Raw genomic sequence first — 23,898 nt, 5'->3', positions numbered from 1 at the left:
TATAACGATCCATAGATTATCCCGCTATTTTACAGTCATTACCGTCGTGCCTCTCGATTCAGGCAGCAACAGAGGAAAATACCGATGGATAATTATAGGCCGAGCGGTCGACTTACCGTATCTTTATTCGGCCGATATTTCGCATTGCCGCGCGTTATAAAACAGCAGGCCGTCATAATGTAACGACCTGCCGGAACAAACTGATATGGCATAGCGGAACGACTACTTATTATCGGCGATCAAAAACGTCACCAGCTCGCATTTTTTTGCTCGACGGGTTGATATCGAAAATAACGCTATAGCTTTTTACTTCGATCTTATTAATCATCCAGCGATCGGTCTGCCCTCCTTTAATGACGCTACCGGAACGAACAAAACTCTCTAAATCGCTCGGCGTATAAATCCCCGCCGCCCCGCCGCGCGCGCTTTCTTTTATCCGCGATAGAAAATGGCCACCGTTATCCACCCAAATGGCAGGCAAATACTGACTATTCCAGTTATTGGGCGTGACATCCTTGAAGTTGACATCCGTATTTCCACCCAGCCTGAACGCCTGCTGGCATTGTTGTGGCGTTGGCCCGGCAGCCAACGTCATCGACGAGAATACAAACAGCACCATACCAATCGATATATTTTTTACTGACATCATTAACCTCTTCACATTTGTTGTTACGACTATTCTGAAGAGTATGAAACCGTAATAAATAGTCTCAGCACAGACAATGAATTATCAGAGCGACACTCTCCATACAGATATAAAAATACTTAGAGTTTTTTCAGAATACCCTGTTGACTACTCGCTCTGCATAATAGCCAAAACGACATCAACACCTGATTACTGATATAGTCAGGGTAAGATTTTTTAAATTTACCCACGACCTTAACATATTGCATCCATTCATCAGAACCGAGATAATTAGTAATAATCTGGGCAGCATTAATCATGCTAGCGCTATACTCTCCCTTTTTATCACAACACTCATAGGATAATTCCGCAATAGAACGCCCTGCAAACAGAAATGTTTTTTTGATATTGATCAGTTCATTAAGTACAACATCGCTCGAATAGGTTATTTCAGCTTGTTTAATAATTTCGACACCCACGCTTTCATTAACCAGATTGTACCATTTATTGCTGGCATCGATTTCAGTCTTAATATTGACGACTTGCTGCTCCACGGCCCCAATCGTGAAAAAGGTTTTCCCTTTACCATACAACTGGCCGATAGTATTGGCGCCTTCGGACACTGTCGGCAACGTCGTCATATCCAACAGTCGGCTGAATTCATCAGGTGTAACGCTCACATCATCCGTTTTGCGCAAAACGATCAACTGAGGCGCTTTGGCTTTAATAATCTCCGTCACCAACTCACTCATTGACACGCAATTCATCGGAATACAGTGAATCGTCCCAGGAGAGGTATCTATCGCAGGCTGTCTTCCTCTGCTGACGTAAATCACGATCTTACGCCCTGTCACGCCGATATATTTTTCATCAAACTGATTTTTGGGGTGCAGCGCGAGCAGAACGGCATGTTTTTTACTCTTTACTGCATAATCTGCAACACCAAGCGCCAATGCCGCAAAGGCCCGTGCAATCCAAAAACAGTGGGCTTCGTCCACAATGTCGCTGCCATCTTCCGAGTCATATAACGCGTGCAACCCATATATCAGCATGACATCGCATACTTGCTTATCTAATTTACCAAGCAGGGAAAGAATGGATGAACCGACCGCCGAACTACCCGTTGACGTTGATATTGTCAGATCGGGGTAATCCGCCAGTTTGGGCAGATTAAGTGAATACGTTTTGCCGGCGAACCGAATAAACCGGCACTCGCTATGCCAGGCAAAAGGCTCCAGATTGATAAAACCAAGATATTTCCCTTGCTCCAGGGAAGCACCTTTTATTTTCTCCAGAAACTTTTCGACAGTAATGGCACTATTTTCATTGCCGTCTGCTGAACAGGAGACAATAAAATCTCGATTACTGGAAAGATCGCCCAATTTTTTTATCACCTTACCCTCATCCACACCGAGCGCTTTCAATTTCACCAGTGTAGTTTTATTAACATCCAGTACAATTCCTTTCAGTTCTTCTTTGTTCTTAATCGTATTTAGCGCCAAAGACTCTGGTAATAAACCAATCAGATAACGAACCTCTACATTTGTAAAAACACTTTCCAGATAACGCCCCATTCTAAATGCAGCGGCTTCATTGCCGGTTCCGCCACCCTCGATAACCTGAATATAAATGCGTTTACCATTCAGCGAAGTATCCAGTTCCTTTTTAATATCGACCATAGCTCATCACTCCACGGTTACAATGGGCCGGCCTTCTGCCGGTTTATTTACCGATGATGGTATGGATACAGGAATAATACGCGGATGAATTAACGGGAAAATACGCGCGACGGCGTTAATGAATTGAGGGCGCATTGCCGCAGTAACACGCCCTCGTAAAAAGAAAGGAGTAACGAAAAAAATACACTACGCCATTTTCACCGATCCCCTCACCACCAGCCTGCCGGCCAGTTCAATACGCTGGGTGATACCGAGCGACTGGGTGGGCGTCATTTGTTGAGTCAACAGTTGTAACGAGGCCCGCGCCATCTCCTCAAACGGCAGGTGCACCGTAGTCAGCGACAACGGCAACATATCGAGCGGCAGAATGTCGTCCATGCCCATCACCGAGATATCCTCCGGTACGCGCAGCTTGTGGCGAGACAACGCGTCCACCACGCCCAGCGCCTGATTATCCGCCGCGCAGAAAATCGCGCTGACGCCCTGACGATCCGGATAACGCGCCAGCCATTCCAGCAGCGCATCCCGCGCGGTGCGGGGATGGAAATCCGGCAACGTCAGAATCAGCGCCTCATCGACATCAATCCCCGCCTGTTGCAGCGCATCGCGATAACCGCGCTCCCGCTCACGGATGGTCAGACGGGAACGCCAGGTTAAATGCAGAATTCGACGGTGCCCCTGCGCGATCAGGTAACGGGTCGCCAGCGCCGCCGAATAACAGTTGGCAGGCATCACGCTGTTTAAGCGCATTTCCGGATCCTCACCGTTAATCAGCACCGCAGGCACGCCGCTTTCCGCCACGACGTTCAGCAACGTGGGATGGTCGTCGTTAACGATCAGGATGCCGCTTTCCCGCCCGCCTTGCAGCGTCTGCAACAGTTGCTGCTCATTGATGGTATCGTGCTCCCCCACAAACGGGCTGAGTTGGATATTGCGTTGTTGGCACAGGGTTTTCAGGCGATTGATCAGCGTCAGCGACACCAGATTGTACTCACTCTCCAGCATCAGATTGCGTGGCGTCGCCAGAATCACATGCCGCAGCGGCTCCGGCGCCGGGCCGGATCGATCCATCTTGTGCAACGGGTAGCCCTGCTCGGTAGCGATCGCCATGATCTGCTGACGCACTCTGGCGCTAATAGGCGCACTGCCATTCAGCGCCCGCGATACCGTACTGATTGAAACCCCCGCGCGTTCAGCGATGTCCTTAAGCGTAGCCATCATTTCATTCCTGTATTAGCGATGCCGGTGGTGATGTATTTCTGCAGGAACACGAATACCGCCGTCACCGGCAACAGCGACAGCATGGTCATGGCCAGGATGTAATGCCACTGCACCGAGAACTGCCCCTGAAATGCATTCAGGCCGATCTGCAGCGTGAAATTATCCTGGCTGGAAAGCACAATCAGCGGCCACAGAAAATCATTCCAGCGCCAGATCACCGAGAAAATCGCCAGCACCGCCAACGCCGGCGCGGTGAGCGGCAGGATGATTTTCCAGTAAATGCGAAACTCGCTGGCGGCGTCGATGCGCGCGGCCTCGATCAACTCATCGGGGATAGTCAGCATGTATTGCCGCAGCAAAAATACGCCCGTGGGCGTCGCCACAGTGGGAATGATCACTCCCCACAGGTTGTCCCCCATATGCAGACCGATCACCACCAGAAACGTGGGCACCATCACCACCGACAGCGGGATCATCATGGTAGACAGAAACAGCGTCAGCACCGTACCGCGTCCGCGAAACTCATATTTAGCCAGCGCAAAGGCCGCCATCGAACTGAGCAACAGCGTCAGCAGCGTCGCCACCACCGTGACGAACACGGTGTTTTTCAGGTAGGTGGCGAAATGAAACTTCGACATCGGCGTGGTGTAGTTGTCGGTTTCCAGATGCAGCGATTTTATCGCCGACAGGTTCTTCACCGGTACGCGGATAACCTCCTGCGGCGCGTTCGGATCCACCATTTGCGCCATCAGGCCGATACGCCGCACCATCGCCAGCGTTTTATCGCTGCCGTCTTCCTGCTTCATCTGCCACAACTCCAGCGGCTTCGGGTAGTCCGGCAGCGTGACGGTACTGGCGGCCTGCGGCAGGAAACTGGGCGGAAAACGGTTGATCTCCGCAGGCGTCTTCAAAGACGACATCGCCGCCCACATCACCGGGATCAGCACCAGCAACGTTCCGACCACCAGCCACACCCAGCTCAGAATATCGGTGATATGGATCCGCCCCGGATAACGGGTGCGGGTAAGAAAAGTGATGATCTTCATCATGCGGGCTCCGGTTATTTTTTCCCTTCCAGACGGCGGGTCAGCAGGAACTGCAACGCCGTCAGCAGCATCAATACGCCGCCCATCAGCATCGACGCCGCCGAGGCCAGCCCATACAACGACGCATTGGACGAAAAACGCCGTCTGGTAGATGTACTGCACGATAAAATTGTTGGCGGTGCCCGGCCCGCCGCCGTTGGTCAACACCCAGGCCTCATCAAAAATTTGCACGCTTTGGATGGTCAGCAGAATCACCACCACCAGGATATTCGGCGCCAACAGCGGCAGCGTCAGCTGGTAAAAACAGCGCCAGCGCGAGGTGCCATCCACTGCGGCCGCTTCATAGATATCACGCGGAATGGCTTGCAACCCGGCCAGCAGGATCAGGGTATAAAAGCCGACGTGAAACCATACCGACACAAACACCACCCAGAAACGCGCCAGCGACGGCTCCAGCAAAAAAGTGATCGGCTGCCCGCCCAGCGACGACAGCGCCAGATTCAGCAAACCGTTACGGTTGAGAAACCACTGCCACACCAGCCCGACCACCACCGGCGAAAGCAACACCGGGTAGAAGAAGATGGCGCGGAAAAAACCGCGGGCGATGATCTTGCGGTTGAGGATCAGCGCCGTCACCAACGCGACGCCAAGCGTGAACGTCACATTAAAGACGCTGAACGAAACCGTGTTATAAACGCCAGTCCAAAACAGATCCTGTTCGCAACTGGCAGGAACGGCATAATTATCGCAGCGCAGCAGGGTGGCGAAGTTTTGCAGGCCGACATAGGGCCGATCCCACAGCAGAATATTGGTGCCGCCGGTAAAGGCGTAGCACATCGCCAGCAGAATCGGAATAAACACGAACACCGCAAATAGCAGCATATTCGGCGCAATAAAAAACCACGGCATCACCCGGCGGCCGCCCACTTTCTGCAGCAGGTTGACCGACTTCTCCACCGGGGTCACTAGGGTTTCCATCAACGACGAACCGGCGTTGATCAGAGGTTTTCTCGTCATGGCAGAGCTCCGTCGCAAACTCAGTGGTCAGACAGGCGCGGCAAGGCTTCACCGCTGTCGGCATCAAACAGATGACAAAACGCTGCCGGGAACCGCACAAACACCTGTTCGCCGGCGCTGAACTCACGGTGCCCCGATAAATGCACGATCAGCTCGTCGTCAATCCCGGCGCAACGGCCATAGATAAAGGTTTCATGCCCCATCATTTCACAGCGGTCGATACACATCGCCAACCCTTCGCCCTCCGCCACCAGTTCACAGTGAGAGGGACGAATCCCCAGATCCGCCTCCCGTCCCTCTTCGCCGCGAAACGGCAAGTGCAACGCATTGCCGGACGGGCAACGTACCACGACCTCTTGCGCCGACGCAGTGCTGATGCTGACGCGGAACATATTCATACGCGGCGAACCGATAAACCCGGCGACAAACCGGTTCTTCGGCCGATTGAACAATTCCAGCGGCGTACCTACCTGCTCGATGCGCCCGGCATTGAGCACCACGATACGCTGGGCCATGGTCATCGCCTCCACCTGATCGTGGGTGACGTAGATCATGGTGGTGCGCAACTTCTGGTGCAGACGGGTCAATTCACCGCGGGTCTGCACCCGTAACTTGGCGTCAAGGTTGGACAAGGGTTCGTCGAACAGAAAGATATCCGGATCGCGCACGATGGCGCGGCCGATGGCGACACGCTGCTGCTGGCCGCCGGACAACGCCCGCGGTTTACGATCCAGATAGGGCTCCAGCCCCAACATGCGCGCCGCTTCGGCGATCCGGCGTTCGATTTCGTCTTTGGGAAAATGCAGGTTCTCCAGGCCAAACGCCAGATTCTTACGTACCGACAGGTGCGGATACAGCGCGTAAGACTGGAACACCATAGCGATTTTACGCTCCGCCGGCGTCAGTTCGTTGACCCGTTGCCCATTCATCAGCATGTCGCCCGCCGAGATATCCTCCAGGCCGGCAATCATCCGCAGCAAGGTGGATTTACCGCAGCCCGAAGGGCCGACAAACACCATGAATTCCCCATCGCGGACCGCCAGATCCACGCCTTTAATAATGTTCACCGCCCCATAATTTTTATGGACGTTGTTCAGTTCCAGTGTCGCCATTACCCGCTACCTCAAACAGAATGTCGCTGCGCCAGCAGCATCAGCATCGCCAAAGCCTGGCCGTATGGCACGGCGACATTGGGAATGTCATGGTAAAACTGCAGGTCGTGCCCCATCGCCGTGCCGTCCGACACGCCTTGCACGACACCCTGCTCGTCAATCTGCGCCACCACCGCCGCCAGGCCTTTCTCCAATACGTCCTGCGGAAAATCGTTCAGCATGCCCATCTGGCGCGCGGTCAGAATACCGGCGACGAAACCCGCGCTGGCGGAGGTTTCCAGCGGAGAATCCGGGTCGTTAAGCAGCGTATGCCACAACCCGGATGCGTGCTGACAACGCGCCAGCGTGCGGGTCTGCTGTTCCAGAATCGCCTCCAGCGTGCGGCGCACCGGCGTCGATAACAGCATATCCGCCAGGCCGCACATCTCCGGCAACACCAGCGTAATCCAGGCGTTGCCGCGCCCCCAGAACGCCCCGGCATAATGATGACGGCCGATAAACGTCCAGCCGTGATACCACAGCCCGGTGGCGGCATCCGCCAGATAGCGGGCATGGGTCAGCACCTGGTACTCCGCCTCGTCCTGCAAATCGCGGCGTTTGAGTACGCCGGCGGCCACCACCAGAAACAGCCCGGCCATGAACAGCGTGTCGTCCCACAGTTGCCCGGTGTTGGGGCGCTCCTTCACCGTATGCTGAAAGCCGCCGTCCTCGGTCTTCGGCAGCGACGTCAGCAGCCAGTCCGCCCATTCCGTCACCGCCGCCAGCCAGTGTGGACGCGGGTTATCGCGACACAACAGCGCCAGCACCAACATCGGCGCGGTGGAATTGATCTGCCGCGGCGGCAGCCCTGCCTGCAGTTTCTGTTCGTACCACTGTTCCAGCGCCGCCAGCATGGCGTCGTCTTGACGCAGCCGCGCCAGTTTCCAGAAACCGTACAGTCCGACGCCGACTTCCCAATCCCACTCTTCAAACTGGATAGTCAAGCCATCGCTCTGCGATGCGTCCGTCGTGACGCTGTCGATGGCCTTCAGTCGGCAGAACGCCAGCGCGACCTTATCCAGTAAGGCGTCGGTCTGCTGCCTGCTGAGTTGTACTGTCATGTTACCTGCTCTCCTCGCTACGTCTGGGGATCACCGATATCTCATCGGGAAACACAAAAGGCTGTTGATGAATAGAGAAACCCTGCTCAGGACGCCAAGCCATCAGCCCATAATCCGGATCATCGAATTGCACCGCGCCGTCGGGCTCGGTTTCCGCCCGGCGATCATGCCAGCGCGCCATAAACGCCGGGAAACCGGCCGCGCCGTCACCGCTGTCCACCGCGATGAACCAGACATTACGCGCGCCGTCGGCGCGTAATTCGCTGTTTGGTTGCCCGCCTTGCGGCGTAACGGACTGCAATCCCGCCGGGTTATGCAACGCCGCATAACCGTTGCCGCCGCGCACAAAGCACCAGCCGCCGTCCACCACTACCTCATCCAACGCGGTGCGCGGCAGATAAAGATGTGTCCAACGACGAGGATCGTCCTGCAAATCAAAAATCATCCAGGCGCGATTGCGGTGCTGCATCACATGCGGCAGGCGGCCATTGCCGGCCCAATAGGAAGGACGGTGTACGCCGTCCGGGCGGTCTTCGCCCGGATGGTTGACCCACAGCCGGGCGGCGTAATGGCTGCCCAGCCGAATATCCAGCAGGTGCTGCTGGTGCCCCGGCTGGCCGGGGTGATGGTCGAAAACGGAGGAAAACGCGACATCCGGCTGTTTCCAGGCGATGATGCGCGCACTGCGCCCCAGCCCTTGCACCCAGCGCGCTTCCTCGCCCTGCGGCGCGCGCCAGTGGGCGATATCGGCGGTTTCCGCCGGCGGCTGATACTGGCTCAGACACAGCATCGGCAGCGCCGCGCAGTGTGGGATCAGCCAACCTTCGCCCCACATCAGCGCGCACAGGCCGGACAGCTCGGTCAACATGCCGGAGCGCAACTCCTTGTCGTAGGCGCGCCCCATGGTACCGACCGCCACGCCGCTCTGGTGTACCCAGGCGGTCATCAGGAAAATGCGATCCATCACGGTGCGGGCACGTTCGCGCAGATCGGCCTCGCTCGCCAGCTCCGCCAGCGCCGCCAGACCAATCAGATCGATCGGGTAATACGCGGCGGAATTCCACTCCACCAGGCCATGTTCCAGAATGGCGTCAAACCAGCGATCCAACCGCTGGCGGGCAATGGCTTGCTGCTCCCGACCACGGCGACCGCTGCCAACAAAGGCGTCATCCGGGAAGTTTTGCCCGGCCAGATACTGGGCCACATGGAAACACAGACAATGGTTTTCGCTCCAGAACCACATGGCGTCGTTGCCCGGTTCGTCGATCCAATAGCGAAAACCGAGGATCGCGCTGCGCACGCGCCGCCAGACAGGCGGCGACAGACGCTGCCCCTGATAGCGCTGCCACAGCCAGATCAGCGGCACCAGTTGAAAATCGGCGCAGTCTTCACGGCGGCTGATTTTGTGCAACGCCTGATTGAGGATCGGCGCAAGCGCCTCTTCTCCCTCGCCGGTAGCAAAAATCGCCAATACCCGACCGATACGTTCGAAACCGTGGCGGGCGGCATGGCGCAGCAGATAGTCGCGTCGCGCCGCCAGCGCGGGCAGCGGCGGCAAGGTTTGCCGGGGCAGACGGCCGAAGCTGATGACGCGGTTTAACGTAATGCCGTCGCACACCGCGCTGCACGCCAGATCGTAATAACCGACCAACGACGGCGGCAGATCCACCCGCCAACCTTGATTGCCCGCCGTCAGCGTAATCCGCTGCCGCCACGGCGGCACTGATTCATTGACGTTACAGATCAATCGGTGCGACATCTCGACCGCCGCCAGTAGCGGCATCGTACTTTTCAGCGTCAGCGAGGGATCCAGCGTCAAATTGTCCACCAGCGCCAGGCTGCTCATCCAGCGCTCCAGCGCCACCCAGCGTGCGTTGGCGGCCTCATCCGGCGTCAGTTGCCAGCGGAGCGGCGTCTCGCCCAGATAACGAAGGCTGAACAGAAAATCGGTGTCACGCTCGCACAGCTCTTCCGCATGCACCACCAGCGTATTGAGCCCCCGTTGCAGCGGCAGCGTCAGCTCACAGGACTGCTCCCGATTACGGCTGAACGGCGTAAAACGCGCCACCCGGCCGCCATTCAGCCAGACGGTGACACCGCCGCAGGTGGTCAGCCGGAATGGCGCCTGTTGCAAACTATCGCTATGCACGAAACAGCGGGCATAACGCTGCACATGCGTCGGACAAGGCCAAAAATCGCTGAAGCTAACGCTTTGGCTCTCATCGCCGCCGCTCCACAATGCGTCAAACTGCAATGTCTCCGGCAAGGCCACGTCGCGCGGCGCGGTTTCCCGCCAGAAACGCACCCGACAAGGCAAATCCCCCACATCAACGAACCCATTGATGAATTGATAATTGACGTTATCCGGCAAGGTATCCGGCTCGGCGGGATAATATTTTTCTTCCAGCCGGGTAATCATAAAGCGATTAATAACGTTATTTGGTTTTAACACCCAACCGATATTCATAGGTAATCCTTGTTACCACGAAGACGAATGAATTAATTCAATAAAATAAACTGATGACAGAATTAACCGACGCACTCATCGCGCTACGCTGTTATATCTGGCGCAATGCAATTTTATCGCGTCGCCGCCGAAGTCCTTGATACATTGATGCAAATTTTGCATTAAAGAAATAATTTCCACTTAACATCTATTATTTGCATCATAGAGTAAATTTTCGCATCAACAATATGAGATTCTTATCACACAAAGGCGTTGACTCCGGGATTCGCTGAAATATATTTAAAGTGCCTCACAAAAACGACGGCCATTTTTGTTCATCATCCATTGCTGAATAACCGTATCAATGCAAATTTGCATTAATGCATAATATGCCGGGCGAAATATCCAGAAATGGCACCACTCATAATGAAAATGAAATGGAAGATTCCTATGAACCGTTATAAGCACGCTCTGTTTTCTTCATTCATCATGCTGGGCGCCCTTGCCAGCAGCAGTGTCATGGCGGCAAAAACACAGATCACTTTCTTATATAGCGACGACGATCCGGAACTGGTTCATTTCATGGAACAGAAAGTGAAATCGTTCTCGCAAAATAACGATCATATCGACGTGAATTTCGTCAGCACCGGCTACAACGCGCTGCAAACCCAGTTGCCGATGCAATTAGCCGCCGGGCTGGGGCCGGATATCGCCAAAACCACTCAAATGGGGTTGCTCTCCTACACACTGGATTTACGTCCCTATTTGTCTGACCCGGCCAGCTTTGAAAAACGCTATGGCGCCAGCATTGAGAAAATCATGCGGGTGAAAGGGGTACACAAAGACAACGCGCTGCCGGGGTTCGTCGCGTCCTGGACTGCCGACCTGCCGTTTATCAATATCACACTGTTCCAGCAGGCCGGCGTACCGGTGCCGCAGGCGGGCTATACCATGGAACAGCTGATGGCGGCCTCGAAGCAAGTGGCGGAGAAAACCGGCGTCGCGATCCCGTTCACCATCGACCGCAGCGGTTTTCGTTTCTCCGGCCCGGCTTATTCCTACGGCACTCGCTATGAAAAAGACGGCAAAATCACCTTCCCGGACGCCGCCGCGCAAGCCTGGATCAAGGATCTGAAACGTTGGTCGGATGAAGGCATTTTCCCGCGTGAGATGTGGGGCGCCGCCGGCGGTGGGCAGTACAAGAGCATGGCGGACGACTTCGTCAACGGCAACATCGTCACCTACTTCTCCGGCAACTGGCAGTTGAACCAGTTCAGCAAACAGATCGGTAACGGCTTCGACTGGAAGATGCTGCCGGCGCCTTGCAAGGAAAAATGCATTTCCATGGGCGGCGCCACCTTCATCATGCCGTTCAAGACCAGCAAACACCCGAAAGAAGTGGCCGAATTCATGGAATGGCTGGGCAGCGATGCCATCCAACGTGAAATCGCCGAACACTTTAATATCATCGTCGGTGCCGACATCCCCAACCTGAACTATCAGACCAAAGATCAACACGTTATCGATGGGTTGAACACCGCTCGCACCGAAATCGCCAAGATTCCGGCCTACGTCTTCGACTGGGAGAAAATGGAAAGTCTGGGCGGCAACGAGCTGTACCCGATTATCCTGACCCGCTTTACCCAATACCTGAACAATCAAGTGTCGTTCGACGAGTACCTGCGCCTAACCGAAAACGACGTCAAACGCCTGAACGAGACGATTGCCGCCAACCGTCAGCAGCAGCAGAAAAAGTCATAACCATGAACTACCTGTTTACGCCCGTTCCAATCGACGGCGATACGCCTTGCGATCGCCGTAAGGAAAGCGACATCTGCCAGCAGTTATGGCCGGAGCAGGCGCACGCCGTCATCGTGACCGGGTGCTATACCCGGTTGCTGTGCTGGCAGCAAGGGCGACTGCAACGCCTGGGCGGCAGCCTGTTCCCGATTGGTGATCCGGCCAGCCTGTCGCGGCTTGGGTTGTGGAGCGTGCAGGAAATGTTGCAGGCGGTGGAAGGCATTAAATCGCTGACACCGCTCGGCAACGCGCTGTTCGCCCGTTTCGACGGCAGCATCGAACAGGTGGTGGACTGGTCGAAGCAGGCACAGGCGTCAGACTATGCGGCGCTAAGCGCCGATGTACTGGCGCAACCGCAGGATCCGTTGGCCATCGCCCTGCTGATGCGCTGCGCCGACGAACTGGCGGCGCTGGCGCAGGCCGTCCCCGCATCGCTGGCATCCAGAGTCGGCCTCAGCGGCGCGCTGGCGCAAGCCTGCCTGCCCTATCTGAACCGGGAGGCTCACGCATGACGGAAAAACTGTACGCCGGCGTGGACGGCGGCGGTACCGGCTGCCGGGCGCGCATCTACCGCGCCGACGGCTCGCCCATGGGCCACGGCAACGGCGGGCGCGCCAACCTGCTGCTGGGTGTCGACGGCGTGCGTCAGGCCGTTGACGACGCTATCCTGCTGGCGCTAAAACACAGCGGGCTGTCGGAACAGGACTGCGCGCGTCTGCATGTCGGGCTGGCGCTGGCCGGCGCGGAGCACCCGCGCGCCCATCACGCTTTTCTGGCGCTGCCGCACCCTTACGCTGCGCAGGTGCTGAACACGGATGCGCTCGGCGCCTGTCTGGCGGTCAATCAGGGGGACGATGCCGGGGTGGTGATCGCCGGCACCGGCTCCTGCGGGCTGGCCTGGCATCAGCGCACCATCACCGCCTACGGCGGCCACGAATTCCCCATTTCCGATCAGGGCAGCGGCGCACGGCTTGGGCTGGCGGCGCTGCAACACGCCTGGGGCGTTCATCAGGGTTGGTTGCCATCCTCTCCGCTCAGCCAATCGCTGACCTTGCCGTTCGAGAATGAAGCCGACGCACAACAACGCTGGCTGGCCAATGCCAGACCGGGAGAATATGCCCGTTTTGCGCCAATCGTGTTCGACTGCGCCCGTCAGGGCGACGCCGTCGCCCGCCAACTGCTGGAGCGCACGGCCCGCGACGTCGAATTGCTGCTGGCCGCCGTGGCGCGCCACGGGTTGCCGCGGCTGTCGCTGATGGGCAGCATCGGCCTGCATATCCGCCCCTGGCTAACGCCGGAATGGCAGCAAACGTTGTCGCCCCCGTCCGGCGACGCGCTGGATGGCGCGCGCTTGATTGCTCACCATCGCTACGCGCTTTATCCCCAGATGCAGTCGTACTGAAGCCCGTCCGTTTCAGGCATCGCCGTGGGCATTTTTCTTCGCCGCCCAGCCGAAGCACAACAACGGCAACGGCAGCGCGATCGCCAGTAACAGCCACACCAGCGCATAGACCGCATCCACGCCGTCATTTTGCAGATTGACGTACAGCTTCACCGGGATCCCCTGAGGGAAATAGGCAAAAATCATCACGATGCCGAATTCCCCCACCGCCCGCACCCAGGCGATGGCGACCGCCGCCGCCAGTCCCGGCGCGGCCAACGGCAGCGTCAAGTGGATCAGCCGTTGCCAGGCCGTGGCGCCGAGAATGCGCCCGGCCTCATCCACTGTCAGCGGGATACCGGCGAATGCGGAACGGGCGGAGGTAATAAAATAGGGCAGCGCGCCGTATACCTGCGCCACCACGAACGCCGCCGGGTTATTCACCAGCGCCACCCCGGCGCGGGATAGCAAACTGCCGAGAGGGCTGTACGGCCCGTAACTGGATACCAGTACGATCCCCATCGCCAGCGGCGGCGTCAGCAACGGGATCGTCACCAGCAATTCCACCAGCCAGCGGCGCCGCCCCTGCGCCCGCGACAACCACAGCGCGGTCGGCAACCCCAGCGCCACCACCAGCAGGATCGCCACCAGCCCGAGGCCGACGGAAACGGCAATCGCCCCGTCATCCCCCCAGGCCAGCCGGAAGTGCCGCCACGGCGTAATCCCCAACAAGGTAACGAACGGTACCGCCAGCAACAGCAGCGCCGGCAGCATCAACCAACGCGCCATACGGGGAATTATTTCCCGGCGTAGAGCGCGCTGCCTTTCGGCACGTCATAGCCGTTCTGGCTGAACAGCCCCCGGCCTTCCTGACTCAGCATGAAGTCGATGAACTTGCGCCCCTCTTTCGCATTGGGCGCGTTCTTCAGCACCGCCGCGTAGAACACCAACGGCTGGGTGTGCAACACCTGATCCTTACCGGCGCTGTCCTTGATGGTAAAACTGACGGTGTCGTACCACTGCGTCGACATGGTGGGGTTGCTGAGGTTGATTTCGTCCGGCAGCGTGACATACGGCAATTTGGCGGAGCGTACCGCGCTTTCATAGCCGGACGTGGCGTCGATCTGGCCGGATTCCAGACGGGTCAACAGGCCGCCTTCCATAAATACCTGCGCCGGGTTCTGCACCTCGCCCAACACTTTTTTCGCTGCATCCGGCTGGTGGTAGTATTTTTCCGCCAACAGCAGGGTAAAGATAATGTTCTGCCCCTGTGGGTCGTTATACGGGTCGGTACGGCCGAACTTCAGCGATTTGTCCTGCAACACCGTCAGCCAGTTACTGTCTTTTGCCGCATCGGAGGCGGCCAATTTGGCGGCGAATGGGCTTTTCGGGTTATAGGCGATCACCATGCGGGTACTGGCGACCGGCACCGCGTCATCAATCAACCCGGCATCCTTCAGGATCTGCATCGGCCCCGGCGTGATGGAAACGAACACATCCGCCACCACTTTTTTGCTGGCCAGCAGACGCGCCATCCCATACGCCCCTTGCCCTTGCCCCTGATACGTCAGATTCTCCTTGTGGGCGAAGGTCGGGCCCAGCGCCTTGTCCATCACCACCCCCATCGAGCCGGCGTAGGTCAATTGGATCTTATCCTGCGCCAGTACGGCGCTGCTCCCGACCAACGCCGCCAAAACCACGGCAGCCAGTTGATATTTAATAGTAATTTTCATTATCGATTCCATGCGTTGTATAAAAAAAGACACAGCGCAGGTTCCTCCCCGCCTCCGGAAAACTCAACCGGTAAATGCTACAAAATATGTGCATCTTTCACTGTCGGTATCTTCCCCACCCTGTTTAACATTATATAACAAATTGAAATACAAATAGAAATTCTAAAATCAGGCATCCACCTGCCCTGATCACCCATCAGCAGTCTTAACCATTCAGCAATATTTTTTTACCTCTCCCCCGGTGGCAAGAATATGTTATGTTATATTATAACAATTCAAAAAGGAGAATGACGTGCTCAGTCTTTATGCATTTTCTGCGCCGGGGCGCATGCTATTCATCGGCGCGCTGCTGGCGTTGTTATGGTTCCTGATCGTATGGGCGGCGGCGCTGGCATGATCGCGTTGCATTCGCTCTCATTCGGTTATCAGGGCCAGTCGGCGCTGGGTACGATCGACGGCTGCTTTGAGCCGGGTTCGCTGACCGCCATCATCGGCGCCAACGGCACAGGAAAATCCACCCTGCTGAAAACACTGGCCGGCCTGTTGCCGCCGCTGGCGGGACACTTCTGCATGGCGCCCGACGTTCGCCGCCAGTTGGGCTACCTGCCGCAATTGACCGAGTTCGATCGTCAGTTTCCGCTCAACGTCGGCGACCTGGTGCTGATGGGCAGCCTGCCGCATTGCGGCCTCTTCGGGCGCATCAGCGGCCAGTGGCGACAAAAGGCGCGGCAAGCGCTGGAGAACGTCGGCATGGCGGATGCCGTCCACGCCTCGATCGGCACCCTGTCCGGCGGACAATTGCAGCGCGTTCTGTTCGCGCGTCTGCTGGTGATGCAATCCCCCGTCATCCTGCTGGACGAACCCTTTACCGGCATCGACGCCCAGACCACCCGCGCGCTATTGACGCTCATCGAACAACTTCACGCTCAGGGGCGCACCATTCTGGCGGTGCTGCACGACATGACGCAGGTGGAACATCACTTCCCACGGGTACTGAAGCTCACGCCGGAAGGACATCAGTGGGGGGATTGCCATCAGATCTTGCCGCCGTCGTCATCGCCGATGCCCGTGCCGTTGAGGGTGGTGCAATGATGCTGTTTCACCTGTTGGCTGATCCGTTCAACGATTTCGGTTTTATGCGCCGGGCGCTGGTCGGTTGCCTGGCGCTGACCTTAAGCGCCGCGCCATTGGGATGTTTTCTGTTGCTGCGCCGCATGAGCCTGGTGGGGGATGCGCTATCGCACGCGGTGCTGCCTGGCGTCGCGATCGGCTACCTGATTTCCGGCATGTCGCTGGTGGCGATGGGCATCGGCGGTTTTATCGCCGGTCTGGCGGTCGCCATGCTGTCCGGCGCGGTCAGCCGCCATACCGAATTGAAGGAGGACGCCAGCTTCGCCGGCTTCTATCTGGGTTCGCTGGCGCTTGGCGTCACACTGGTTTCGCTGCGCGGCTCCAGCGTCGATCTGTTGCATGTGCTGTTCGGCTCGATACTCGCCATTGATGCGCCGTCGCTGTACGTCATCGGCGCGACGGCATCGTTCTCGGTACTGGCGCTGGCGCTGATCTACCGTGGGTTGGTGATCGAATCCTTCGACGTGACCTTTCTGAAAATTCTGTCGCGACCGACCCGCACCGTAATCCATGCGCTATTTCTGGCGCTGGTAGTGCTCAATCTGGTGGCCGGATTCCAGCTACTGGGCACGCTGATGGCGGTGGGCGTGATGATGCTGCCCGCCGCCTGCGCCCGTTTCTGGACTCGCCGCCTGCCGACGATGCTGGCCGTCGCTGTCATCACCGGCGGTACCGCCAGCCTTATCGGCCTGCTCTGGTCCTATTACGCCGACCTGCCGGCCGGCCCGGCGGTGATCCTCACCGCCACGCTGTTTTTCGGCCTGTCGGTTCTGTTCGGCGTCAACGGCGGCATGCTACGCCCGCGCCGCCAACCCTGATTCACACTGCATCGGCATACATTGAGAGGAAAATAATGAAACGTTCTGTTCTGGTTATCGCCTTGTCCAGCCTGCTGCTCAGCCCGCTGGCCATGGCAAAGGATCTGCAAGTCGTGGCGAGTTTCTCCGTAGTGGGAGACATGGTGAAACAGATCGGCGGCGACCATGTTCAGGTGACTGATCTGGTACCGCCCAACGGCGATCCGCACGAGTTCGAGCCAACGCCGAAAGACAGCAAAACGCTGGCGCAGGCGGATCTGGTGGTCGTCAACGGTCTGGGGCTGGAAGGCTGGCTAAATCGTCTGGTGAAAGCGTCCGGCTATAAAGGGAGCGTGCTTACCGCCTCCAACGGCATCAAATCGCTGAAGATGGAAGAAGACGGCAAAACCGTCACCGACCCCCACGCCTGGAACAGCATGAAAAACGGCATCGTCTACGCCCGCAATATCGTCGACGCGCTGGCGAAAGCGGATCCAGACCACGCGGCGGACTACCGTAAACAAGGCGACAGCTACATCCAACAGCTACAACAGCTGGATGACTACGCCGTCAAAGCCTTTGCCGCCATCCCCAAAGAAAAGCGCAAAGTGCTGACCAGCCACGACGCTTTCGGCTATTTCGCCGCCGCTTACGGCGTACATTTCCTGTCGCCGATTGGCTACTCCACCGAAGCGGAAGCCAGCAGCCAGACCGTCGCCAAACTGATCAAACAGATTAAGCAGGAGCACGTTAAAACCTACTTTATCGAAAACCAGACCGATCCGCGGTTGGTGAAACAGATCGCCGACGCCAGCGGCGCGCAGTCCGGCGGCGAGCTCTACCCGGAAGCATTAACCGATAGCAACGGACCGGCCGCCACCTACACCGCGGCCTTCAAACATAACGTCGACGCCATCGCCGGTAGTATGCAATAAACCAGCGGTGACGGGCGCGGGCTGCGACAGAGCGCTGTCCTCAGCGAATGCCGACGCCCGCCGACGACAGGTCATCACCCCGTCGATAAAGCGCGCCGCCGGTAACAGGCCGGCGCTCACGGCCAGACAAGCGGTTAGCGGGCTCGGATGTCAGCCAACCGCGGCCTTGCTGACGCGGTACGCCGCGCCGACACTCAGGGACATCACCGCGCCGGCCATACGCCCACATTGGACGAATGGTCGGCATCTCAGCGCCAAAGACATCCTCCTGTCACCACAATTTCACCGACACCGCCTATAATCCGCGCGTGACCGGCAGCGGTTCGCGGGCAACGCGCCGCCCGTCATTATCCGTATCGTCGGCGTGATGCCGTGCATACCGGCCGGGCCGCACGGGCAAGCGCAAAAGCGCAATGTTCGCAACCATGCCGCGCCGTCTCAGACGCTGCACCGACAGGCATGGACGCTGCGCCAAAAACCGCTGTCAATTTAACGTGCGGCGCGTATCGTGGTTCCTTGTCCTGACGCCGTTCCGAGAAATCGCTAGCCTTTCATCGACGGGCGGCCCGGCGTCATGGCGCTTCACCACAGTGGTTTTGGTTTTATTGGAGAAAAGGGAATCTATGTTGAAATTCGGTGTATTTTGCGGCTCGGCACCCGGCAACGATCCGGCGTATCAACACATGGCCAGCGAATTGATCCGTTATCTGGTGGAAAAAGACGCCGGCATCGTTTACGGCGGCGGCAAGGTCGGCCTGATGGGGCTGGTGGCCGATACCGCGCTACAACATGGCGGCGCGGTGATCGGCGTCATTCCGCAGCATCTGGCGGATAAAGAGATCGCCCACACGGGGTTGACCGAGCTGGTGATCACCGCCGATATGCACGAACGCAAAGCGAAAATGGCCGAGCTGTCGGATGCGTTTATCGCGTTGCCGGGCGGCGCCGGCACGCTGGAGGAAATCATCGAACAATGGACCTGGGCGCAGTTGGGCATTCATCCCAAACCCTGCATTCTGTTCAACGTCAACGGCTACTACGACACGTTTATCGAGTTCGTCCGGCGCGTGGTGACGGACGGTTTCATGAAAAAAGACTACCTCGATATGCTGATCGTCACCGACAGCAAAGAAGCCGTACTGGCGCAAGCGCTGGATTACGTACCGCCGCAGGCAAAATGGGGGCGCTAGACCAGGCCCACGCTTAACTCGTGAATGCGCCGCCAACCGCAGAGGTGAGGCATCCCTCCGGGCACCTCCCCCTGCGTTTTCGCCACAACGGCAGGCGTTACTGCACCGCATCACGCACCGCGTCGCCATCATGTGTGGCGGCACGCCAGTGCGATATCACCGCCAGTCCGGGACACACCACCGGGGTTGAGCCCCAATACGCCGTGATGCACCACCGCCCCCGACAAGATGCTCCTGCGCTTCAGGCCACACTCTCAAACGCCTTCCTGCATTCCATCCAACCCCGACACCGGGCCCTCAGCCATCCTGATTCAGGCGCTTGCCGCTGGCTTGATCGAAAATGTGCACCGCGCCGGCTTTCGGCCGCAGGAAGATCCGTTCGCTTGCCTGTAACGCCACGCGCTGTTTCTGGCTGACGGTGAGACGACGGCGGTCGCTCAGTTGACAAAAGATGTGCACGTCGCTGCCGGTGTTTTCGATCACGTCCACCTGCACCGCGATAGCGCCCTCCGCTTCCGTCACCAGTTCGAACTGCTCCGGCCGCACCGCGTAAACAATCTGCTGACCGGCGCTGACCTGCACGCTGTCCGGTACCGGCACGCGCGTTTGCTCGTCCAGTTGCAACATCAGACGGCCATCATGTTCCACCGCCCAGCCGGAAAGCTGGTTGATTTCCGGCGAACCGATAAACCCGGCCACAAAGCGGTTGGCCGGACGATCGTAAAGCGTCAGCGGCGTTCCCACCTGCTCGATCACGCCGTCGCGTAGTACCACGATCATCTCACCCATGGTCATGGCTTCGATCTGGTCGTGCGTGACGTATACCGAGGTGGTGTGCAGGCGCTGATGCAGCTCGCGGATCTCCGCCCGCACCTGGTTACGCAGTTTGGCGTCCAGGTTGGAGAGCGGTTCGTCGAACAGAAACACCTGCGGATTACGCACAATGGCCCGCCCCATCGCCACGCGCTGGCGCTGCCCGCCGGACAACTCCTTCGGCAGACGATCCAGCAGTTTTTCCAGCCCCAACAGCGTCGCCACGTCGTCCACCTTAACGGCGATTTGCGCCTTCGGCACCCCGGCCAGCTTCAGGGCGAACCCCATGTTTTCCCGCACCGTCATCTGCGGATACAAGGCGTAGCTCTGGAATACCATGGCGATATCCCGCAGCTTGGGCTCGTGATCCGTCACGTCCTGATCGTTGATGAACACCTGCCCGGCAGTCACCTCCTCCAGACCGGCGATCAACCGCAGCAACGTAGACTTGCCGCAGCCGCTCGGCCCTACCAGCACGCAGAACTTGCCGTCGGGAATCTCCAGCGACACGTCGCGAATAATGTTTGTACCGTCAAAAGACTTGCTGACGTTTTTCAGAATGACAGAACCCATAGCACTCCCCAGTATGCTTTAGCGCGGTCGGCCGCCGCTGCGGCGCGCGCCGACCACAATGCGGACACCGCCGCAGAATTACCCTTTCACCGCGCCGGACAACAGCCCGCGGTTAAAATACTTCTGAAGACCCAGATAGACGATGGCGCTCGGCAGCATCGCCAGCAGCGTGATGGCGATAAACACGTTCTGGGAACTGTTTTCATCCGAACTCAGCACCCGCAGCATCACCTGAATGGTGTACATGCTCTCCTGGTTCACCACGATCAACGGCAACAGGTACTGATCCCAAATCATGATGAAACCAAAAATCACCACCGTACCCAGCGCCGGGCGCACCAGCGGCAGGATCACATGGAAGAAAATCTGCCACTCGGACGCGCCGTCCACCCGGGCGGCATCCTCCAAATCGCGCGGGATGGCGGACATAAATTCGCTCAGCACGAAGATGGAAAACGCCCAGCCGACAATCGGCAGAATCATCCCCAGATAGCTGTTGGAAATAGACATGTCGATCAGCGGTAATTTCCAGTTGATGATCACGTACAGCGGAATGGCGATCACCTCCTCCGGCAGCATCATGGTGGAGAGGATAATCAGCCCGATAATGGCCGCGCCGCGAAATTTCTTACGCGCCAGCGCATACGCCGCCAGCGAACTCACCGCGACCTGAAACACCAGCCCGACGCCGGCCACCAACAGTGAGTTCAGCAGGTACTTCCAGACGCCGACTTCCAGCCACGCGCGGCGGAAATTCTCCAGCGTAAAGTGCTGAGGCCACAGCACCAATTCCCCCGGCTTGACGGTGACGCCACTGAGGGCGGTCATGATGATGCCCAGAAAGGGACCGACAAACACCATCAGCACGGCGGCGTAAATAATGCCGCAGCCGACGCGATCCCAGGTTTTCATTTTCATTGCATTCACCCTGTGTGTGCTTCTGGTTGCCATCAACTACTTCACGTAACGCTTCTTCACCATGAAATGGATCAGGGTCAGCAGCACCGTGAAAATAAACAGAACAAAAGAAACCGCCGAGGCATAGCCATAATCGAACTGAATAAACCCAGCCTTGTAGATTTGCGTCATCACCACTTCGGTGGCGTTGGACGGGCCGCCGCCGGTCGAGGCGTAGACCTCGGCGAACACGCGGAAACCACGAATAAACGACAGCATGATGATCACCGAAATCGCCGGCAACAAACCGGGCAGCGTGACATAGCGCAGCCGCTGCCAGCGGCTGGCGCCGTCGACATTCGCGGCGTCATACAACTCGCGGTTGATACCGGCCAGACCGGCGATAAAAATCACCATGTTGTACGGCACCGCTTTCCAGATTTGCAGCAACATCACGGTAAACAGTGCCTGATGCGGATCGGTAAGAAAGCCCTGCGGCGCGATATCCAGCCAAGACAGCAGATGGTTGACGACGCCGTCGGGCGTCGGGTTGAACAAAATCTTCCACATCTCGGCGACGATCGCCGCGCTGGTGATGGCGGGCAGGAAGATCGCCGTGCGGATAAAGCGCAGGTGGCGCGCCGGGCCTTCCAGCACAATCGCCAGGAAAAACGCGATGAACGCGGACACCAGCGACGTGACCACTACGTTGATCAAGGTGTTGACGGTCGCGGCATGCAAATCCGAGTCGGACAACAGACGTGTGAAATTGCCCAGGCCGACCCACTCGTCCGGCTGACCAAAATTCACCTGATAGAAACTCATCACCATCCCCTGCACCATGGGAATGAATTTGAACCAGGTAAATACCAGTAATGCCGGGGCCAAAAACAGCCAGGGCGTCAATTGTCGTTTCAGTCTGGGGTTAATCATATGCTTCTCTACTGCCCGGAATGGAAAGAATACGGAACCGCTCGGCACACACCGACGGTTTCCCCAGCCAGACGGCAGCGGGGAAACCGGGGCTTCACGGCCAGGGCTTATTTAGCCAGCACCTTTTGCTTGCTCAGTTCAGCGTTAACCTTGTCGTTGAGCTTTTCCAGTTCGGCCGGAATGTTGGAATCGCACTCCGCCAGAATGCGGTTGAACCCTTCCGCCGTCGTCTGGCGAATCGGCGTCCAGTTGGGCACGCCCGGCACATAGTGGCCGTCAGCAGCGTACTGCTCGGCGAACACCTGCCAGCGCGCATCTTTGTACACCGCGTTGGCATCCACGTTTTTATTCACCGGCAGACGCACAATCGGCTCGTTCGGCATCCCCACGGCGGTACCGATGGTCTGGCCCTGCGGCGAAATCATGAAGTCGATGAATTTGGCCGCCAGCGCTTTCTGTTTGCCGCTTTTCACCAGATAAATCGCTTCGCCTTCAGCGATACTGGCCTGGCTGACCGGGCCGCGCGGCGGTTTCACCACTTCAAACTTGTCCGGCCCCGGCTCGTCGGAGAACACCGGCAAGCTGTACGGCCCGGACAACACCATCCCGACCTGGCCGGAACGGAAGGCGTTGGAAATATCCGACGTCACCGCGTTGACGGCGCCGGGCTGGGTCAATTTCTCGCACACCATGCCGCGCATGAACGTCAGCGCGTCCACCACGCCTTTGTCGGTCATGGTGCCCTTGAAACCGCCGTTCACCGGCTGAACGAACTCGCCGCCCGCCTGCCAGATGAAGGAGGCCAGAATCCAGCTGGCGTAGCCGCGGGTAGAAGAGCCCGGCAGGCCGAAGCCGTAGGTATCCGCCTTGCCATTGCCATCCGGATCCTTGTTGGTGAAGGCTTCAGCCAGCGCTTTCAGGTCAGCCCAGGTCTTCGGCTGCGGCAGGCCCAGCTTTTCGCGCCAGTCTTTGCGGATATAGAGTGCGGACGCCTGCACCGAAGTCGGAATGCCGTAGTATTTACCGTCGGAATATTTCAGGCTGCCGAGCGCCACCGGCTGCAAATCTTTGCCGTTGCTCAGCGTCGACGGGTCGATGGCGTCCACCACGCCCAGTTGAATTAACTGCCCCATGTAGGCGGCGTCATTAACGATCAGATCCGGTAGGGTATTGCCCACCGCCGCCCGCGCCAGACGCTGTTCGAAATCGGTGCTGGCGGTGAAGTAATTCACTTTGATGCCGGTGCTTTTTTCAAACGCCGCCGCTTCCTGCTCATAGATAACGCGAGCATTGTTATTGGCGCGGATCCAAACCTCCAGCGTATCGGCGGCATGGGCGGCCAGCGCGGTGCTGGCCAGTAATGCGGTGGTCACTGCTTTGGCTAAGATGTTCATTGTTGTTTATTCCTCGTTTCCCGGCGGCCCTGGTGCCGTCGCATGAAAGGATATTGTGGGTGGTACTTAAGTTTT

The 23,898-nt window shown here is 57.9% G+C and carries 21 protein-coding genes and 1 pseudogene; 7 read left to right on the top strand and 15 right to left on the bottom strand.

Annotated features, from left to right (window positions below; genetic code table 11):
• Positions 1-229 precede the first annotated feature (229 nt).
• The 8 genes and pseudogenes from DPA2511_RS22335 to DPA2511_RS03670 all read right to left on the bottom strand — a co-directional run bounded on the left by DPA2511_RS22335 (position 230) and on the right by DPA2511_RS03670 (position 10,267).
• Positions 230-649 carry a hypothetical protein gene (locus DPA2511_RS22335; RefSeq protein WP_155961683.1) on the bottom strand — a complete coding sequence of 140 codons (420 nt, stop codon included), beginning with the start codon at positions 647-649 and terminating at the stop codon, positions 230-232.
• Between the two features lie 116 nt (positions 650-765).
• On the bottom strand, positions 766-2,304 hold the full coding sequence (locus DPA2511_RS03700; RefSeq protein ID WP_012764348.1) for a hypothetical protein: 1,539 nt from the start codon (positions 2,302-2,304) through the stop codon (positions 766-768).
• Between the two features lie 186 nt (positions 2,305-2,490).
• Positions 2,491-3,522 (bottom strand): LacI family DNA-binding transcriptional regulator, encoded by a 1,032-nt coding sequence (locus tag DPA2511_RS03695; RefSeq protein ID WP_023638148.1) that lies wholly within the window; start codon positions 3,520-3,522, stop codon positions 2,491-2,493.
• On the bottom strand, positions 3,522-4,574 hold the full coding sequence (locus DPA2511_RS24140; RefSeq protein WP_012764346.1) for a carbohydrate ABC transporter permease: 1,053 nt from the start codon (positions 4,572-4,574) through the stop codon (positions 3,522-3,524). Before DPA2511_RS24140 ends, DPA2511_RS03695 begins: the two co-directional genes overlap by 1 nt.
• Positions 4,575-4,742: 168 nt before the next feature.
• Positions 4,743-5,408, bottom strand: a pseudogene (locus tag DPA2511_RS24135) (carbohydrate ABC transporter permease); the annotation flags it as partial.
• A 200-nt stretch (positions 5,409-5,608) separates the two neighbouring features.
• Positions 5,609-6,700: an ABC transporter ATP-binding protein gene (locus tag DPA2511_RS03680; RefSeq protein ID WP_012764344.1), complete on the bottom strand. Its 1,092-nt coding sequence runs from the start codon at positions 6,698-6,700 to the stop codon at positions 5,609-5,611.
• An 11-nt stretch (positions 6,701-6,711) separates the two neighbouring features.
• A complete protein-coding gene (bglB, locus tag DPA2511_RS03675) occupies positions 6,712-7,800 on the bottom strand; it encodes a beta-galactosidase BglB (RefSeq protein WP_012764343.1) in 1,089 nt (362 codons plus the stop codon).
• A 1-nt stretch (position 7,801) separates the two neighbouring features.
• Complete coding sequence (locus DPA2511_RS03670) at positions 7,802-10,267, bottom strand: hypothetical protein (RefSeq protein ID WP_012764342.1); 2,466 nt, start codon at positions 10,265-10,267, stop codon at positions 7,802-7,804.
• Positions 10,268-10,696: 429 nt separating this feature from the next.
• On the opposite strand from DPA2511_RS03670, the gene DPA2511_RS03665 reads away from it, so the two are divergent.
• The 3 genes from DPA2511_RS03665 to DPA2511_RS03655 are packed head-to-tail and all read left to right on the top strand — an operon-like array spanning position 10,697 to position 13,448.
• Entirely contained in the window at positions 10,697-12,007 is a 1,311-nt protein-coding gene (locus DPA2511_RS03665; RefSeq protein WP_012764341.1) for an ABC transporter substrate-binding protein, read from the top strand.
• Positions 12,008-12,009: 2 nt separating this feature from the next.
• Entirely contained in the window at positions 12,010-12,558 is a 549-nt protein-coding gene (locus DPA2511_RS03660; protein WP_012764340.1) for a glucosamine kinase, read from the top strand.
• A complete protein-coding gene (locus tag DPA2511_RS03655; protein ID WP_012764339.1) occupies positions 12,555-13,448 on the top strand; it encodes a BadF/BadG/BcrA/BcrD ATPase family protein in 894 nt (297 codons plus the stop codon). Before DPA2511_RS03660 ends, DPA2511_RS03655 begins: the two co-directional genes overlap by 4 nt.
• A 12-nt stretch (positions 13,449-13,460) precedes the next feature.
• On the opposite strand, the gene DPA2511_RS03650 is transcribed toward DPA2511_RS03655, so the two are convergent.
• Together DPA2511_RS03650 and DPA2511_RS03645 are read right to left on the bottom strand one after the other, a co-directional pair.
• On the bottom strand, positions 13,461-14,216 hold the full coding sequence (locus tag DPA2511_RS03650; protein ID WP_012764338.1) for an ABC transporter permease subunit: 756 nt from the start codon (positions 14,214-14,216) through the stop codon (positions 13,461-13,463).
• An 8-nt stretch (positions 14,217-14,224) separates the two neighbouring features.
• Positions 14,225-15,160, bottom strand: a complete 936-nt coding sequence (locus DPA2511_RS03645) for an extracellular solute-binding protein (RefSeq protein ID WP_012764337.1) — start codon at positions 15,158-15,160, stop codon at positions 14,225-14,227.
• Positions 15,161-15,553: 393 nt separating this feature from the next.
• Between DPA2511_RS03645 and DPA2511_RS03635 the strand changes: the two genes are divergently transcribed.
• Genes DPA2511_RS03635 through DPA2511_RS03625 form a run of 3 tightly spaced genes read left to right on the top strand, consistent with a single transcriptional unit; the run spans position 15,554 to position 18,023 of the window.
• Positions 15,554-16,252, top strand: coding sequence for a metal ABC transporter ATP-binding protein (locus DPA2511_RS03635; protein WP_012764335.1), 699 nt, complete (start codon positions 15,554-15,556; stop codon positions 16,250-16,252).
• On the top strand, positions 16,249-17,109 hold the full coding sequence (locus tag DPA2511_RS03630; RefSeq protein ID WP_012764334.1) for a metal ABC transporter permease: 861 nt from the start codon (positions 16,249-16,251) through the stop codon (positions 17,107-17,109). The genes DPA2511_RS03635 and DPA2511_RS03630 overlap by 4 nt, the downstream gene beginning before the upstream one ends.
• 35 nt (positions 17,110-17,144) lie before the next feature.
• Positions 17,145-18,023 carry a metal ABC transporter substrate-binding protein gene (locus tag DPA2511_RS03625; protein WP_012764333.1) on the top strand — a complete coding sequence of 293 codons (879 nt, stop codon included), beginning with the start codon at positions 17,145-17,147 and terminating at the stop codon, positions 18,021-18,023.
• A 40-nt stretch (positions 18,024-18,063) separates the two neighbouring features.
• Here the strand turns inward: DPA2511_RS03625 and DPA2511_RS03620 are convergent, their stop codons facing one another.
• A complete protein-coding gene (locus DPA2511_RS03620; protein WP_023638147.1) occupies positions 18,064-18,270 on the bottom strand; it encodes a hypothetical protein in 207 nt (68 codons plus the stop codon).
• Positions 18,271-18,646: 376 nt separating this feature from the next.
• On the opposite strand from DPA2511_RS03620, the gene DPA2511_RS03610 reads away from it, so the two are divergent.
• Positions 18,647-19,213, top strand: coding sequence for an LOG family protein (locus DPA2511_RS03610; protein ID WP_012764332.1), 567 nt, complete (start codon positions 18,647-18,649; stop codon positions 19,211-19,213).
• Between the two features lie 297 nt (positions 19,214-19,510).
• Here DPA2511_RS03610 and DPA2511_RS03605 read toward each other — a convergent pair whose 3' ends face one another.
• From DPA2511_RS03605 to DPA2511_RS03590, 4 genes are all read right to left on the bottom strand, one after another.
• A complete protein-coding gene (locus tag DPA2511_RS03605; RefSeq protein WP_012764331.1) occupies positions 19,511-20,599 on the bottom strand; it encodes an ABC transporter ATP-binding protein in 1,089 nt (362 codons plus the stop codon).
• A 78-nt stretch (positions 20,600-20,677) separates the two neighbouring features.
• A complete protein-coding gene (locus DPA2511_RS03600; RefSeq protein ID WP_012764330.1) occupies positions 20,678-21,517 on the bottom strand; it encodes a carbohydrate ABC transporter permease in 840 nt (279 codons plus the stop codon).
• 36 nt (positions 21,518-21,553) lie between these two features.
• Entirely contained in the window at positions 21,554-22,429 is an 876-nt protein-coding gene (locus tag DPA2511_RS03595) for a carbohydrate ABC transporter permease (RefSeq protein ID WP_012764329.1), read from the bottom strand.
• Between the two features lie 107 nt (positions 22,430-22,536).
• Positions 22,537-23,823, bottom strand: coding sequence for an ABC transporter substrate-binding protein (locus DPA2511_RS03590; RefSeq protein WP_012764328.1), 1,287 nt, complete (start codon positions 23,821-23,823; stop codon positions 22,537-22,539).
• Positions 23,824-23,898 lie beyond the last annotated feature (75 nt).

It is taken from the genome of Musicola paradisiaca NCPPB 2511 (genome assembly GCF_000400505.1).
Lineage (GTDB): Bacteria > Pseudomonadota > Gammaproteobacteria > Enterobacterales > Enterobacteriaceae > Musicola > Musicola paradisiaca.
The sequence above is the reverse complement of the archived record's forward strand: the minus strand, read 5'-3'. Positions and strand labels throughout refer to the sequence as shown.

Coding starts and splice junctions, on each gene's coding strand:
- DPA2511_RS22335 (WP_155961683.1), bottom strand. CDS start 649: ATGATGTCAGTAAAAAATATATCGATTGGTATGGTGCTGTTTGTATTC.
- DPA2511_RS03700 (WP_012764348.1), bottom strand. CDS start 2,304: ATGGTCGATATTAAAAAGGAACTGGATACTTCGCTGAATGGTAAACGC.
- DPA2511_RS03695 (WP_023638148.1), bottom strand. CDS start 3,522: ATGGCTACGCTTAAGGACATCGCTGAACGCGCGGGGGTTTCAATCAGT.
- DPA2511_RS24140 (WP_012764346.1), bottom strand. CDS start 4,574: ATGATGAAGATCATCACTTTTCTTACCCGCACCCGTTATCCGGGGCGG.
- DPA2511_RS03680 (WP_012764344.1), bottom strand. CDS start 6,700: ATGGCGACACTGGAACTGAACAACGTCCATAAAAATTATGGGGCGGTG.
- bglB (WP_012764343.1), bottom strand. CDS start 7,800: ATGACAGTACAACTCAGCAGGCAGCAGACCGACGCCTTACTGGATAAG.
- DPA2511_RS03670 (WP_012764342.1), bottom strand. CDS start 10,267: ATGAATATCGGTTGGGTGTTAAAACCAAATAACGTTATTAATCGCTTT.
- DPA2511_RS03665 (WP_012764341.1), top strand. CDS start 10,697: ATGAACCGTTATAAGCACGCTCTGTTTTCTTCATTCATCATGCTGGGC.
- DPA2511_RS03660 (WP_012764340.1), top strand. CDS start 12,010: ATGAACTACCTGTTTACGCCCGTTCCAATCGACGGCGATACGCCTTGC.
- DPA2511_RS03655 (WP_012764339.1), top strand. CDS start 12,555: ATGACGGAAAAACTGTACGCCGGCGTGGACGGCGGCGGTACCGGCTGC.
- DPA2511_RS03650 (WP_012764338.1), bottom strand. CDS start 14,216: ATGGCGCGTTGGTTGATGCTGCCGGCGCTGCTGTTGCTGGCGGTACCG.
- DPA2511_RS03645 (WP_012764337.1), bottom strand. CDS start 15,160: ATGAAAATTACTATTAAATATCAACTGGCTGCCGTGGTTTTGGCGGCG.
- DPA2511_RS03635 (WP_012764335.1), top strand. CDS start 15,554: ATGATCGCGTTGCATTCGCTCTCATTCGGTTATCAGGGCCAGTCGGCG.
- DPA2511_RS03630 (WP_012764334.1), top strand. CDS start 16,249: ATGATGCTGTTTCACCTGTTGGCTGATCCGTTCAACGATTTCGGTTTT.
- DPA2511_RS03625 (WP_012764333.1), top strand. CDS start 17,145: ATGAAACGTTCTGTTCTGGTTATCGCCTTGTCCAGCCTGCTGCTCAGC.
- DPA2511_RS03620 (WP_023638147.1), bottom strand. CDS start 18,270: ATGCCGACCATTCGTCCAATGTGGGCGTATGGCCGGCGCGGTGATGTC.
- DPA2511_RS03610 (WP_012764332.1), top strand. CDS start 18,647: ATGTTGAAATTCGGTGTATTTTGCGGCTCGGCACCCGGCAACGATCCG.
- DPA2511_RS03605 (WP_012764331.1), bottom strand. CDS start 20,599: ATGGGTTCTGTCATTCTGAAAAACGTCAGCAAGTCTTTTGACGGTACA.
- DPA2511_RS03600 (WP_012764330.1), bottom strand. CDS start 21,517: ATGAAAATGAAAACCTGGGATCGCGTCGGCTGCGGCATTATTTACGCC.
- DPA2511_RS03595 (WP_012764329.1), bottom strand. CDS start 22,429: ATGATTAACCCCAGACTGAAACGACAATTGACGCCCTGGCTGTTTTTG.
- DPA2511_RS03590 (WP_012764328.1), bottom strand. CDS start 23,823: ATGAACATCTTAGCCAAAGCAGTGACCACCGCATTACTGGCCAGCACC.